Source organism: Gemmatimonadaceae bacterium, assembly GCA_020846935.1.
Taxonomy (GTDB): domain Bacteria; phylum Gemmatimonadota; class Gemmatimonadetes; order Gemmatimonadales; family Gemmatimonadaceae; genus RBC101.
In genome coordinates this window covers 88,321-100,637 of sequence record JADLCY010000010.1, presented here as the reverse complement: position 1 = coordinate 100,637, position 12,317 = coordinate 88,321, and the positions used below count along the sequence as shown (strand labels likewise).

The window sequence follows — 12,317 nt, the reverse complement described above, 5'->3', positions numbered from 1 at the left end:
TCGCGAGAGACGGGCCAATAGTGAGTCGGCCGCGTCATGGCGTGAGGGTGAACATGCCTGCTATCGCTGTCGCACTGTTGCTCGCGACGCCGGCCTTCTTCGGGCCGGCGGTCCAAGGTCCCGTTCCGCGCAAGGCACACGAAGGATTTCACGCGGCGCGCGTTGCCTTGGGTCGAGCGCTGTTCGCCGAACCTCTGCTTTCTCGAGATTCGACCCTGAGCTGCGCGACATGCCATGACCCGCGCCATGCATTCGCTGAGCCGCGCGCAGTTAGTGCTGGAATAGGGGTCGATGCACGCCGGCGAAATGCGCCATCCCTTGTGAACGCTACGGTGTTTCGCACGACGTTCGACTGGGATGGCCGCGCGACGTCCCTCGCGCACCAGCTGTCGTTCGTGTTCTCCGAGGCAGGGGACATGGGGATCACTGCGCCAGAAGCTGCTGCGCGTTTGCGAGCACGCACAGACTACAGACGCCATTTTCGCGCCGCCTATGGGAGAATGCCTCAGGCGAAAGACCTCCTTGACGCGCTCACAACATTCGAAAGCACCTTGGTGACGACGGGCTCGCGCTTCGAACGCTTCTACCTCGGGGCAGAACCACTGCTCTCCGATTCCGAGCATCGCGGTTGGCGACTCTTTCGAAGCAATCGGACTGGCTGCTCGGGTTGCCACTTGCCACTTCCCGATCCAATGGGATCTGGAATCATTGCGTTTCACGATGGCAGGTTTCACAACATCGGAGTGGGTTACGCTGACTCCATCATGCTTGATGCGGGGCGCTACGAGGTCACCGGGAACAGGCGAGACTGGGGAGCATTCCGGACACCTTCGCTCTGGAACATTGGAGTGACTGCACCCTACATGCACGATGGGAGCCTCCCGACTCTTGCCGCCGTGATCAAGTTCTACTCAAACGGCGGGGTGGCCAATCCCAACCTCGATCCGGTCGTTCGCCCCATCGACCTGTCAGTTAGCGAGATGGAGGATCTTGAAGCCTTCCTCATGACCCTGACGAACGATTGGCAGAGCCTTTGGCCTACCCCAGCTCGTGATTCAGCAATCGGAACGCATATCGCGCATCCGCACGCGCTAGGTCTCCACTTCTTTCCGCGACGATTCAGATGACTCCTCTTAGCTTCAGATATGCCGTCGTCGCTTCTTCGATTGGAGGCATTACGCTCTCGGCACAGCCTGTGATACGAATGTCGGCCGAGCCTTCGTGTGGATCATGCACGATCGTACTCGAGAGGGTGGTAACGCTTCGAACGGACACGGACCTGTCGTCCGCACCCAGCACGTGGCTGGCACGCGACGTGTTCGGTCGATTCTACGTCCTTGACCCTCGCGAGCGTGTAGTTCGACTGTTCGACTCCTCCGGAATGTTTCTTCGGCAGCTGGGGAGGAAAGGCGGGGGGCCAGGAGAGTACGAAGTTGTGCGCAACATCGTCCCTGGTCCGGGTGGTGAAGTGCAGATCATCGATGCTGCGCTGGGGAGAAGCTCCCGCTTCTCGAAGGATGGGAATTTCCTTGGAAGCACGCCAATCCGGGTTCGGGGTGGTCAGGGCATGGCCGCCATTCGCCTTCCGAACGGTAACCTGTTGCTAAACGAGAGGTCGTTGCCGGGAGGCGGTGCTTCGCTTGTAGTGCAACAGATCGACAAGCACGGAGCGTCCATAAAACGATTCGATGACGCGGGCCCGCAGTGGCGCAAGTCGTGGCTCCAGCACCGGCTGCTGGCAGTGCGGCCGAATGGCGAGGTGCTCATCGCGCATCCCTACATCTTCCGCATCGATGTCTACGATGCGGCGCTGGCGAAGCGTAGATCCCTTCTCGAGACCGCGGAGTGGATACCTGCGGAGAACCCGGATGACCTTCCCTCTGATGGAGTCTTCGACCAGCCAGTAGCGCCGCGACTGTGGGGCCTGTGGGAAGGGCCGGAGAATCACTTATGGACCGTCTCGACGGTGCCGAGCGCCTCATGGAGACCCGTGCGTCAATCGCGACGGGAGGCAACGCCTGCGGAATTCGCTGCCCTGGAGCGTCGACCGCGAGTAGCCACGCTCATCCAAGTGATCGACCTCGCGAATCACCGCGTGTTGGCTAGCAAGAGGTTTGAGGGCTTTGTGGGTTCACCACTATCTGGAGGGTATCTGTTCGCGTTGCCCGCGGACAGCGCCGAGACGTCGGGCGTGGAAGTGTATCGTGCGACATTCAAACGCTAGGGAGGTGGATCATGCGGAGGATTCTGCTCGCGGCTCTTTTACTGATTGGCAACGTGGCCGCAACCGGTGTGGATGGCTGCTTCTGTTGCGAAGATTGGCAGATACCGACCGGGAGCTGGCGACATGACGACTGGGAAGGAATTCAGTGGCCAGCAACCCATCAGGGGACTGCGCATGCGGGGCTGGGCTACGACTCATGCGGTGCCGCACACATTGGGTACGGCAACTTCTAGGGGCCGCGAGCCAGAGCGGCCGCGCGCCCGCCGCGGGGTCGCGCGGCCCTTCTGGGGCACGTCAAGGGCAGTCGCCGGCCGCCAAGGCGCTGCACGCCCGCCCGATGCCAAGGTCACCCTTTCCGCGCTTTCCTTGAGTCGCGCCCACGGCTCGTGCGAATCGCGGACGTGAGGGCGTTACGTCCGCTGCTCGCTTGAGGGGTACGACGGCGTGAAGGCGGCGTGACCGCGCGACATTCGATCCATGGTCCGGCTCCTGCTTGTCTTCGCGCTCCAGCCCCAGCCGCTCTGCGCCGAGGCCCGGCGTTTCGTCGAGCGCTCCGGCATGGTGGCCGTGGTCGAGCGCGATACCATCGACGACTGGCGCACCAGACAGCGCACACCGGGCTGTCGCGTGACGGCCGCCGGGGCAACCGCGGTCGGCATTCGAAGAGCCGCCGAGGACTTCTACCAGCGACTTCGGGCCGCTGGCTGGACGCGCACCCCGGACCCGATCGATGCCCCAAACGAGGCGAGCCTGCGCTTCCGACATGCCGCCGTGGATTGCCTCTTCAACGTCTACGAGGGTGCGGTCCTGAACACGGAAGCCGAAGCGCGCGCCGCCACGGTGGTGGAACCTCGCCAGGGCGAGCGCCGATATCATGCATTCGTGATGTGCGTCCCCGCCGCGCCGGCTGCGCCCCGCGCCTGACGGTGATCGCCGGCGCTGGGGCGGGCTGCCTCAAGGTGCGATGGCGATCCCGCGCACCGGAGCAGCAGAGCCAACGTTGCCGATCACGAAGAGCGCACCGGTCGACGGGTTGATCACGTAGAGCGTGGAGCCCGTGCCACCGGCTCCCGCGCCCGTGGTGAGCGTGACGAACGCGTCGCCGCTGACACCGGCGATGTCGAAGCCGATGTCCAGGTTCGTGTTGACACCGAGCGGGCCAACCGTGGACAGCTGCCCATCGTTGGGGTTTGCGAGCGTCACCAGGACGTCACGGGCCGCATCGATCGCAAAGAGCACGGTGGTGTCGCGCCGGCCACACTGTTCGTGTAGGCGGTCCCCGCCACCGTGGGCGTGATGCCGAAGCCGGCATCGCCAGTGCGATAGGCGAGCGGGACGTCCGTCGCGGCGAGCGCACCGGTGACTGGATTCAGCCGAATGTCCTGCGTCTGATCGGTATGAATGCGGATCCGATCGGGGACCGGGTTGAAGTCGAAGCCGACGTTCGTGCCGGCGATCGCCGGAGTGAAGGCCGCCGGCCCGACCGCGGTGGCCACCGCGGTCGCGGTGTCGATGGCGTACACGCGGCTCGTGGATCCCAGCGCGTAGAGCTTGCCATCAACGGGTCGGAAGTCGATGCCGAGCACCGACTCACCGGCTTGCAGTCCCGTGATCGCAGTGCGGCGCACGAGGTCGGGGCGAAGCGCGCCGAAGCTGAGGAGCGCGTTAGTGGCGTCGACGGCGTAGATCGTCCGGCCCGCAGACGATCCCGTCGGTCCGGTCGGGCCGGTGGGGCCCTGCGGACCTGGTGGCCCGGCCGGACCCTGGGCGCCGGTGGTACCCGGCGGGCCGGGCGGCCCAACGGCGCCGTCATCGCCGGTGCAGGCGGCGGTGAAGGCGAGGACAGTGCTCCAGGCGAGTGCGCGCGCAACGCGCGCGATCCGCCACTCGCGTGGCTGCGGCATGGTGGTTCCTCGGATGTGGTGTGGCGACGGGCGGGATTCCGCTCCGTGCTTCGCCTACGCCGGCACTCGTCAGGCGGACTGCCGCCGCGTGAAGGGCCAGCGAACGCGCCGTTCGCACGTGCTGAGCCGTGGGACAGGCGGTATGACCCGGCTGGGGCTCGAACCCAGGACCTACGGATTAAAAGTCCGTTGCTCTACCAACTGAGCTACCGGGTCTGGCACTGCCAGGACCATCGCGGAACCTATTCGATCCCACCCGGTCTCGGCAGCGTCCGGCACAGCCCCCACGCTGGTCTCGCCGAGTCGACCGGACCGGGGGAGCCGTGCGGCACGCCGGGGAAAACGCAAGAACGGCCCCCGCGAATCCGCGGGGGCCGTTCCAGTCAAACTGTTCTGTGCAGCTTACTGCATCGAGCTGACGGCGTTCGTCGCGGCACCCTTCGTCTCGACGACGAAGACCACGCGGCGGTTCGCCTCGGCGCCCGGCTGGTCACGCTCGGCGCCTTCGATCACCTGGCGGGTCTCACCAAGGCCGATCGCACGGAGCGACACGCCCGTGATGCCGGCCTGCGTCAGGTACGACGAAACGCTCTCGGCGCGACGCTGCGACAGCGCGAGGTTGTACGAGGACGAGCCGGCCGGATCGGCGAAGCCTTCCACCGTCACCAGCGCGCCGCCGTAGTACTTGTTGACCACCTGCACGAAGCGATCGAGCGACGGACGATCGCTATCACGCACCGACGCATCGTCGTACGCGAAGTTCACCGGGAAGGCGAACTTCATGCCGTTTTCCATCGCCGTGATCTTCGCGCCGAACTCGGTGCGCAGCGCGGTCAGGTCGCGACGAAGCGAGGCCACGTCGGTCTTGAGCGTCGCGATCTCGCCCTTCACCCCGGTGAACTCCGTGCGCATTTCGTTCGTGATCGTGCTGTCGGCGCTCACGCGCTCCGTGCGCTCGGTGGTGATCCCGGTCGCGAGCTCCTTGCGAACGAAGCCCTTCGTGGCGCAGGCACTCAGAACGACGGCGGCCAGCGCTGCTGCCGAGACATTGCGAATGGTCATCATGGCGTACCCCTCAGGTAGGCAAGTCAGGTTGGATGTGCCGCCACCGGTCTGGGAGGAAGAGCGGGCAGGCGGTCCAGGCACGCGCGAAGTATATGCACGGCAAGGAATTCCGCGTGTGACCGCTATCACACGATAACCATCACCTAATCGAACCGAACCGTCACTGTGCGGGAACTCACACGGCAATATTGACGCATGACGCGCGTTGGAGCGTTCCAACGCGCCTAACCGGAGAAATCGAACGACAACTGCTTCGTGCAGAAGCTCGCCCGGTGGTGCGGCGTCACCCCGTGCGCGTCGATGGCCGCGAGATGATGAGCCGTGGCATATCCGGCGTTGTGGTCCCACCCGTACACGGGATACCGTGCGGCCAGGCGCGTCATGAGGCGATCCCGCGCGACCTTGGCGAGAATCGACGCACAGGCCACGGAATAGCACTTCCCGTCGCCGCCAACGACCGCCGTGTGCGTGGTGCCAAGGGTCCGGATCTGCCGGCCGTCGACCACGAGGTGGTCGGGGGCGACGCCTAACGCGGCCAGCGCCCGACGCATGGCCAGCGTGGTGGCGTGATAGATGTTGATGCGATCGATCTCGCGCGGGGACGCTGCGCCCAGGCCGATGCGCACGGCGCGTTCGCGGATCCGGCGCGCCAGGGTCTCGCGCACGGCCGGCGCGAGCTGCTTGGAGTCGTCGACCCCCCGGATCGCCCGCACATCCGCGGGCATGATGACGGCACACGCGACGACGGGGCCCGCGAGGGGGCCCCGTCCAACTTCATCCATTCCGGCGAGCTGCGGTCCGAACTGCGCTCGGAGCTGCTTCTCGATTCCGGTCCAGCGGGAGCTCACACTGCGCCCGCCTAGCCCTCGGACGTCCCGGTGGCCGGCACCGCGACGCGCGTCTTCTTCTCGCGGATGCGTGTCGCCTTGCCAACGAGATTGCGCAGGTAATAGAGCTTGGCCCGACGCACGCGGCCGCGACGCACCACGCTGATCTCCGCCAGCATCGGCGAGTGCACCGGGAAGATGCGCTCGACCCCGACACCATTCGAAATCTTCCGCACCGTGAACGTCTCGCCGATGCCGCCGCCACGGCGCGCGATGCACACGCCCTCGAACGCCTGCAGACGCTCCTTGTCACCTTCCTTCACGCGCACGTTGACGCGAACGGTGTCGCCGGGGCGAAACGGAGGGACGTTCGACTTCATCCACTCCTTCTGGGTTTCGATGAACGGATGCATATGGCGCAGGGCGTGTGGTGGTCGGCCCGGAATCAGGTCGTTTCAGGGAGACCTGCAAAGTAAACCCTTGTGGTGGTTGGTGGTAGGGCAGCTCAGAGGCCGGTAGTGGGTCGGCCTCCTACCTCGGAGGCCGCCCGCGCCGGCGTGCGCGAGACCAGCGGGCAGCGCCGGACCACAAGACCAGCCCACTGAGACGCCCGGATGTCGCGCCTGGGCCGGACCGGCTCTATCTCCCGAGCTTGACCGCCCCGGTCCAGGCTTGCCCACCCCCACGCAGCACCACGGCAAACCGGGCCGGCGTGGCCGATAACTCCTCCGCGATCACGGCCGCGCGCTCCGAGGCCCGGACCGTGGCCGTCCCCCGCAGCTCCAGAATCTCATTCCGGAATCTCCCGTCCGAGAAGAGCGCGATCACCGGCGCGCCCGCGTCGGACGCGAGGACCACGGCTGCCTCGGTCACCAGCTCCCCGTTCGGGTTCTGCAGGTGCATCCGGTATTCCAGCGCGTCGCCCTTGAGCTCGAGCGTGACCTTGGCACGCAGCCGGCTCGCTCCCTGCCCGGCCTGGCCCCCCGCCGTCACCTCGGCGTGAAAAGCGGTCGGCGCCGCGTTGCCGCTTCGTACCGAGACGGTCCTGAGCTCACCGCTCGGCGCATACGAGGCCGCGGTGCAGCCCGACAGGCCGGCACCGCTGACCACGAGGGCCAGAACGAGGGGAGTCGAACACGCCATGTGGGATGGGACAGCAGAATTCGTGCGATCGCGCCAGAACGTGCACGCCAGAGCTCGCCGAGACTAGTCCCGGCGCCCCACCCCGTCCGCCCGTTCCCTGGTGAGCCGCGCGCCTTCCTGCGCTCGCCATTGCGCGATCCGTTCGTGGTGCCCCGAGAGCAGTACCTCCGGGACCGCGTGCCCGCGATACTCGGGGGGCCGAGTGTAGCTGGGGGCGCTCAGTCCCTGCTGGGGCAGGTAGAACGAGTCGGTGCGCGCACTCTCGTGATCGGACATGGCGCCCGGGAGCAGGCGCACCACGGCATCCACGATCGCCAGCGCAGCCGGCTCGCCACCACTGAGTACGAAATCTCCGAGCGAGAGTTCCTCGGTGGCCAGGTGATCGGCCACGCGCTGGTCGACGTCCTTGTAGTGGCCGCAGAGGAGCGTGAGTTCCGCGCCGTCGGCGAAGCGCTGCGCGTCGGCCTGGGTGAAGGTGCGTCCACGCGGTGAAAGGAGCACGACGGGCGCCACGCAGCCGAGTGCCTCGACAGCCTCGAAGAAGGGCTCGGGCTTCATGACCATGCCCGCGCCACCCCCGTACGGATAGTCGTCGACCGTGCGGTGCCGGTCGTGCGTGTAGTCGCGGAGGTTGACCACCCGGAACGACACACTGCCCGCGGCCGCCGCCTGCGCCGGGATGCTGAGCGACAGCGGCGTGTGGAAGAACTCGGGAAAGATCGTGACGATGGTGATTTGCACCGGCGGGCGGGAAACGGGGCGGGCGTCAGTCGAGCATGCCGTCGGGGAGCGTCATGACCAGGCGCCGTCCGGGGACGTCCACCGCGGAGATGAACGGCGCTTCGTAGGGCAGGAGCACGGTGCCCTGCGCGCGGCGCACCTCGAGGAGCAAACGACCGGCAACATCATAGCTCCCGAGGACCGTTCCGATGTGCGTTCCATCGCCGGCAAACAGCTCGAGGCCGGCGAGCTGGTGGACGAAGATCTCGTCATCCGCGGGGGCCTCGACGTCCGCTTCCGGGACCAGGAGGTAGCGATCGCGCCACTTCTCGGCTTCGGTGCGATCGACGATCTCCTCGAACGTCACGAGCAGGAGATCCCTGAACTCCCGCGCATCTTCGACGGTGAGCGTGCGGGGCGACGGGCCCGGGTCACCTGTGGCGGTTCCGGCGAAAACACGAGCGCCGGGCGCGAAGATCGCGTCCGGCGTTTCGGTCATCGGTTCCACCAGCAGTTCACCGCGGATGCCGTGCGCTCGTCGCAGCCGGCCCACGATGATGAGCGGCGTCTCGTCAGGCGCCGGCGTGCTCACGCCGACGGTTACGCCTCTTCGGGCTTGTTCTCGGCCAGCGGCACGGCCGCGGCCTGGAGCTTCTTCGCGAGGCGGGCCTCGTGGCGGGCCTTGAGCACCCCGGCGCGTCGGAGGATGGAGCGCACCGTGTCGCTCGGCTGCGCGCCGACGTCGAGCCAGTGGTTGGCCCGATCGCCCTTGAGCGTGACGCTGTTGCCCTTGAGTTGCGGCTGGTAGGTCCCGATGATCTCGATGAAGCGCCCATCGCGCGGCATCGTGGACTCGGTGACGACGATGCGATACGCGGGCGACTTCTTGCGGCCCTCGCGGCGCAGGCGGATACGGACGGCCATGGCAGTGTGTGGTCGGGAGAACAGGTCAGGCTCCGGGCTCTTCGCGCCTCTCGGAAGGTCCGAGCCGCACCCGGTCGATCGGGGCCCCGATTGGGGAGCCGAGAAAGCTAGCGCCTACCCCCGCCCAAACGGCAGCCCCATTCGGCCCCCGGCGGCGGCCTTCTTCATCATTTTTTGCATGTCCCGGAACTGCTCCAGCAGGCGGTTCACCTCGCTGATGGGCCGGCCGCACCCCTTGGCGATCCGGGAGCGCCTCGAGCCGTTGATCAGCTGCGGGTTCTTCCGCTCCTCGCGCGTCATCGAGAGCACGATGGCCTCGACGTGGCGCATGCGCTTCGGGTCGAGGTTCGCCTGCTTGAGCATCTTCGCATTCACGCCGGGGAGCATCTTCAGGACGCCCTCGAGCGGGCCGAGCTTGGACATCTGCTTCATGGCGGTCAGGAAGTCCTCGAGGTCGAGCCCTTCCTTCTTCACCTTCTTCTCGAGCTTCTTCGCTTCGGCGACGTCCATCGCTTCCTGCGCCTTCTCGACGAGCGACAGCACGTCACCCATCTGCAGAATGCGCCCGGCCATGCGGTCGGGATGGAAGTCCTCGAGCGCGTCCGCCTTCTCGCCGACGCCGATGTACTTGATCGGCTTCTTCGTGACGCCGTAGATGGAGAGCGCCGCGCCACCCCGGGCGTCGCCGTCCATCTTGGTGAGGATGACGCCGGTGATGCCTAACGCCTTGTTGAAGCCGTCGGCGATCTTCACCGCATCCTGCCCGGTCATGCCGTCGGCCACGAGCAGGATCTCGTCGGGGTGTACAGCGTCCTTCACCCGCACGAGTTCGTGCATCATGTCCTCGTCGATCTGCAGCCGCCCGGCGGTGTCGAGGATCACGACCCGGTCGCGGTTGCGGCGCGCTTCGTCGATGCCGGCGCGCGCGATCTTCACCACGTCCTTCGTGCTCCGGTCGGCGTAGACCGGCACCTCCAGCTGCGTCCCCAGCGTCTCGAGCTGATCGATGGCCGCCGGACGATACACGTCCGCCGCGACCAGTCGCGTGGCCCGCCCTTCGGCCTTGAGTTTGCGTGCCAGCTTACCGGAGGTCGTCGTCTTGCCCGAGCCCTGGAGCCCGACCATCATGACTACCGTTGGCGGAACGGAGCTGAGCTTGAGGCCTTCGCGTTGCTCACCCAACATGGCGGTGAGTTCGTCGTGCACGATCTTCACCAGTTGCTGCGCTGGCGACACGGACTTGATCTGCGTGACGCCGACCGCCTTGCGCTCCACGCGCTCCATGAACTCGCGCGTCAGCTGGAACGAGACATCGGCTTCGAGCAGGACGCGGCGAATCTCGCGAAGGCCGTCCTTGATGTCGGCGTCGGTGAGGACGCCGCGGCCCCGCAGCCGGGAGAAGACCCCGGCGATCTTGTCTGAAAGTTCATCGAACATGGTCACTAGCCTAGTGGACTCCTCAACTCCCAGCAAGAAAACGGGTTAGCGCAATGGCGCCGTGCCAGCCCCCGGGCAGGAAGCTCCGATGGACCGCATCGTGCAGCACGGGGGGCGAGGCGCGGGATGTCGAGAGAGCCGGCGCCGCGCCCGGGAACGTCGAGATCCCGGATCGCGGCCAGCGGTACGATGATCCGTTCCCCACCACCCACTCCGTTGCCGCGCCATGACGAATCCGGTTCCCGCCCACCGATCCCGTATCCACGTGGCCCTTGTGGTCCTGATGACGGGCCTCGCCGCGGGATTGATCGGCGCGGCCGTGCAGGTCGCCGTGCAGATGGTCAATGCGTTGATCCTCGCGCGGCTGATCTTCAGCAGTCGCGACGTGGTGTGGATGGCGCCGATCGCGTGGCTCGCGTTTTCGCTCGGTCTTGCCGTGTTCGGCGCGGTTGGCGCGCTGCTCGTGCCGCGGCTCCCGTGGGCGACGATGTCGCTGGTGGGCTTTGTCACGGTAACCGGGGCCGTGCTGCTCGCGCCGTTCGAGCAGATCGCCACATGGGCGGCGACGGTGGTCTCGCTGGGAATCGGGGTGCAGCTCTCGCGCTGGCTGCGTCCCGAAGGCGCGTCGTGGCCACCACGCTTGCGTCGCGTTTCCACCGCGCTCGTCGTGGCGTTTGCGCTCGTCGGGACCGGCGCCGCGGCGCTGCGCGGCTTGCGTGAGCGACGCGCCGTTGACGCCCTGGGCGCGGCACGCGACGGGGCGCCTAACGTGCTCCTGATCGTCCTCGATGTGGTGCGGGCCGCCAACCTGAGCGCATACGGCTACGCGCGACCGACCTCGCCGGTCCTCGAGGCGTTCGCGCGCACTGGCGTGCAGTTCGACCGGGCGTATGCCGCGGCGCCGTGGACGTTGCCGTCGCACGCGTCGATGTTCACGGGCCGATATCCGACCGAGCTGCGCGCGGGCTATCGACGTGCGCTCGAGAGCGCGCCGGAGACGCTGGCCGAGGCGTTCAGACTACGCGGCTATCGCACGGGCGGCTTTACCGCGAACGAGGTGTACACGGCCTGGGACTCGCGCATCAACCGGGGATTCGAGCGCTGGTCGGACTATCGACGCACCCCAACGCAGGTACGCTACAGCGGGCTTCCCTGGCAAACGACAAAGATCCGGGAGCTGCTGGACGCGCGCACGCTGCGCGACGTGTGGGTCACGCTGCGCTACCTGCCCCTGCGCGCCCCGGCCAATCTCTCGTTCCACCTGAAGCGCGGGCACATGGTGTCGGAGGAGTTTCTCGACTGGGAGTCCGGTATCGACGGACGCCCCTTCTTCGCGTTCATCAACCTGTACGACGCCCACCGCCCGCGGTACGCGCCGCCGGAGGTGGCCGCGCGATTCGACAGCGGCGGTCGGCCCGCCGTGGACCGGTACGACGCCGCGGTGTCGTACGTCGATTCGGAGGTGGGCGTGATCCTCGACTCGCTCCGCGCCCGCGGCGATCTCGATCGCACGATCGTGGCGATCGTGGGCGATCACGGCGAGCTGCTTGGCGAACATGATTTCGTCGGCCATTCGAACATGGTGTACCGCGACCTGCTCTGGGTGCCGTTCGTGGTCTCGTACGGCGCGCGGCTGCCGTCAGGCGCGCACGTCGCCACGCCGGTCTCGTTGCGGGATCTCGGGGCAACGCTGCTCGACCTCGCGGGCGTGGAGCCATCGGGGCACACCATCCCGGGGACGTCGCTGCTGCCGTTGGCGCGCGGCGCCAGCGACGCCGCGACGAGTCCGGTGTTTTCGTATGCCCAGCAGGGATCGAACGTGGAAGCGCGGTTTCCGAACTCGACCGGGCCCCTGTATTCGCTTGTGGTGGACTCCATGCACTACATCCGGCACCCGCGCGAAGAGCTGCTTTTCAACCTCGCGACCGACGGTGCCGAGCAGCACAACCTCGCCGCGGACCCCGGGCACGCGACCGTGCTCGCAGCCGCGCGTCACGTGGTCGATTCCCTCCTTCAGTACCGGTACGGCGGACGCTGACGGCGCCCGTCACGTTCGTTAGGCCCGCGGGGGCC

General features: G+C 66.9%; 14 protein-coding genes and 1 tRNA gene. 4 read left to right on the top strand and 11 right to left on the bottom strand.

Going from position 1 to position 12,317, the window contains the following annotated elements; translation table 11 throughout:
* The first annotated feature begins 53 nt into the window (after positions 1-53).
* From IT361_11765 to IT361_11755, 3 genes are all read left to right on the top strand, one after another.
* Positions 54-1,127: a cytochrome-c peroxidase gene (locus IT361_11765; protein ID MCC6318355.1), complete on the top strand. Its 1,074-nt coding sequence runs from the start codon at positions 54-56 to the stop codon at positions 1,125-1,127.
* A 308-nt stretch (positions 1,128-1,435) separates the two neighbouring features.
* A complete protein-coding gene (locus IT361_11760) occupies positions 1,436-2,224 on the top strand; it encodes a hypothetical protein (protein ID MCC6318354.1) in 789 nt (262 codons plus the stop codon).
* 477 nt (positions 2,225-2,701) lie between these two features.
* Positions 2,702-3,148, top strand: coding sequence for a hypothetical protein (locus tag IT361_11755; GenBank protein ID MCC6318353.1), 447 nt, complete (start codon positions 2,702-2,704; stop codon positions 3,146-3,148).
* Positions 3,149-3,178: 30 nt separating this feature from the next.
* Here IT361_11755 and IT361_11750 read toward each other — a convergent pair whose 3' ends face one another.
* From IT361_11750 to ffh, 11 genes are all read right to left on the bottom strand, one after another.
* Positions 3,179-3,463, bottom strand: coding sequence for a DUF4394 domain-containing protein (locus IT361_11750; GenBank protein ID MCC6318352.1), 285 nt, complete (start codon positions 3,461-3,463; stop codon positions 3,179-3,181).
* Positions 3,424-4,128, bottom strand: a complete 705-nt coding sequence (locus IT361_11745; protein MCC6318351.1) for a DUF4394 domain-containing protein — start codon at positions 4,126-4,128, stop codon at positions 3,424-3,426. Before IT361_11745 ends, IT361_11750 begins: the two co-directional genes overlap by 40 nt.
* Before the next feature lie 143 nt (positions 4,129-4,271).
* Positions 4,272-4,344: transfer RNA gene (locus IT361_11740), tRNA-Lys, on the bottom strand.
* Positions 4,345-4,530: 186 nt separating this feature from the next.
* Complete coding sequence (locus IT361_11735; GenBank protein MCC6318350.1) at positions 4,531-5,193, bottom strand: OmpA family protein; 663 nt, start codon at positions 5,191-5,193, stop codon at positions 4,531-4,533.
* Positions 5,194-5,417: 224 nt separating this feature from the next.
* Complete coding sequence (locus tag IT361_11730; protein ID MCC6318349.1) at positions 5,418-5,975, bottom strand: ribonuclease HII; 558 nt, start codon at positions 5,973-5,975, stop codon at positions 5,418-5,420.
* Positions 5,976-6,052: 77 nt separating this feature from the next.
* On the bottom strand, positions 6,053-6,433 hold the full coding sequence (gene rplS, locus IT361_11725) for a 50S ribosomal protein L19 (protein ID MCC6318348.1): 381 nt from the start codon (positions 6,431-6,433) through the stop codon (positions 6,053-6,055).
* 226 nt (positions 6,434-6,659) lie between these two features.
* Positions 6,660-7,163 carry a hypothetical protein gene (locus IT361_11720; protein ID MCC6318347.1) on the bottom strand — a complete coding sequence of 168 codons (504 nt, stop codon included), beginning with the start codon at positions 7,161-7,163 and terminating at the stop codon, positions 6,660-6,662.
* Positions 7,164-7,226: 63 nt separating this feature from the next.
* The gene (trmD, locus tag IT361_11715; GenBank protein MCC6318346.1) at positions 7,227-7,904 is read right to left on the bottom strand and encodes a tRNA (guanosine(37)-N1)-methyltransferase TrmD; all 678 of its coding nucleotides are present in this window, start codon (positions 7,902-7,904) and stop codon (positions 7,227-7,229) included.
* A gap of 25 nt (positions 7,905-7,929) precedes the next feature.
* Complete coding sequence (rimM, locus tag IT361_11710) at positions 7,930-8,475, bottom strand: 16S rRNA processing protein RimM (GenBank protein MCC6318345.1); 546 nt, start codon at positions 8,473-8,475, stop codon at positions 7,930-7,932.
* A gap of 8 nt (positions 8,476-8,483) precedes the next feature.
* The gene (gene rpsP / locus IT361_11705) at positions 8,484-8,807 is read right to left on the bottom strand and encodes a 30S ribosomal protein S16 (protein ID MCC6318344.1); all 324 of its coding nucleotides are present in this window, start codon (positions 8,805-8,807) and stop codon (positions 8,484-8,486) included.
* Between the two features lie 114 nt (positions 8,808-8,921).
* Complete coding sequence (gene ffh / locus IT361_11700) at positions 8,922-10,244, bottom strand: signal recognition particle protein (GenBank protein MCC6318343.1); 1,323 nt, start codon at positions 10,242-10,244, stop codon at positions 8,922-8,924.
* Between the two features lie 265 nt (positions 10,245-10,509).
* Here ffh and IT361_11695 point away from each other — a divergent pair, with 265 nt between their 5' ends.
* The gene (locus tag IT361_11695) at positions 10,510-12,282 is read left to right on the top strand and encodes a sulfatase (protein ID MCC6318342.1); all 1,773 of its coding nucleotides are present in this window, start codon (positions 10,510-10,512) and stop codon (positions 12,280-12,282) included.
* Positions 12,283-12,317: the final 35 nt, after the last annotated feature.

What these genes read in the sequence shown, in the direction of transcription:
- ffh (MCC6318343.1), bottom strand. Translation starts at nt 10,244, where the DNA reads ATGTTCGATGAACTTTCAGACAAGATCGCCGGGGTCTTCTCCCGGCTG.
- rpsP (MCC6318344.1), bottom strand. Translation starts at nt 8,807, where the DNA reads ATGGCCGTCCGTATCCGCCTGCGCCGCGAGGGCCGCAAGAAGTCGCCC.
- IT361_11745 (MCC6318351.1), bottom strand. Translation starts at nt 4,128, where the DNA reads ATGCCGCAGCCACGCGAGTGGCGGATCGCGCGCGTTGCGCGCGCACTC.
- IT361_11735 (MCC6318350.1), bottom strand. Translation starts at nt 5,193, where the DNA reads ATGATGACCATTCGCAATGTCTCGGCAGCAGCGCTGGCCGCCGTCGTT.
- IT361_11755 (MCC6318353.1), top strand. Translation starts at nt 2,702, where the DNA reads ATGGTCCGGCTCCTGCTTGTCTTCGCGCTCCAGCCCCAGCCGCTCTGC.
- rplS (MCC6318348.1), bottom strand. Translation starts at nt 6,433, where the DNA reads ATGCATCCGTTCATCGAAACCCAGAAGGAGTGGATGAAGTCGAACGTC.
- IT361_11730 (MCC6318349.1), bottom strand. Translation starts at nt 5,975, where the DNA reads ATGGATGAAGTTGGACGGGGCCCCCTCGCGGGCCCCGTCGTCGCGTGT.
- IT361_11765 (MCC6318355.1), top strand. Translation starts at nt 54, where the DNA reads ATGCCTGCTATCGCTGTCGCACTGTTGCTCGCGACGCCGGCCTTCTTC.
- IT361_11720 (MCC6318347.1), bottom strand. Translation starts at nt 7,163, where the DNA reads ATGGCGTGTTCGACTCCCCTCGTTCTGGCCCTCGTGGTCAGCGGTGCC.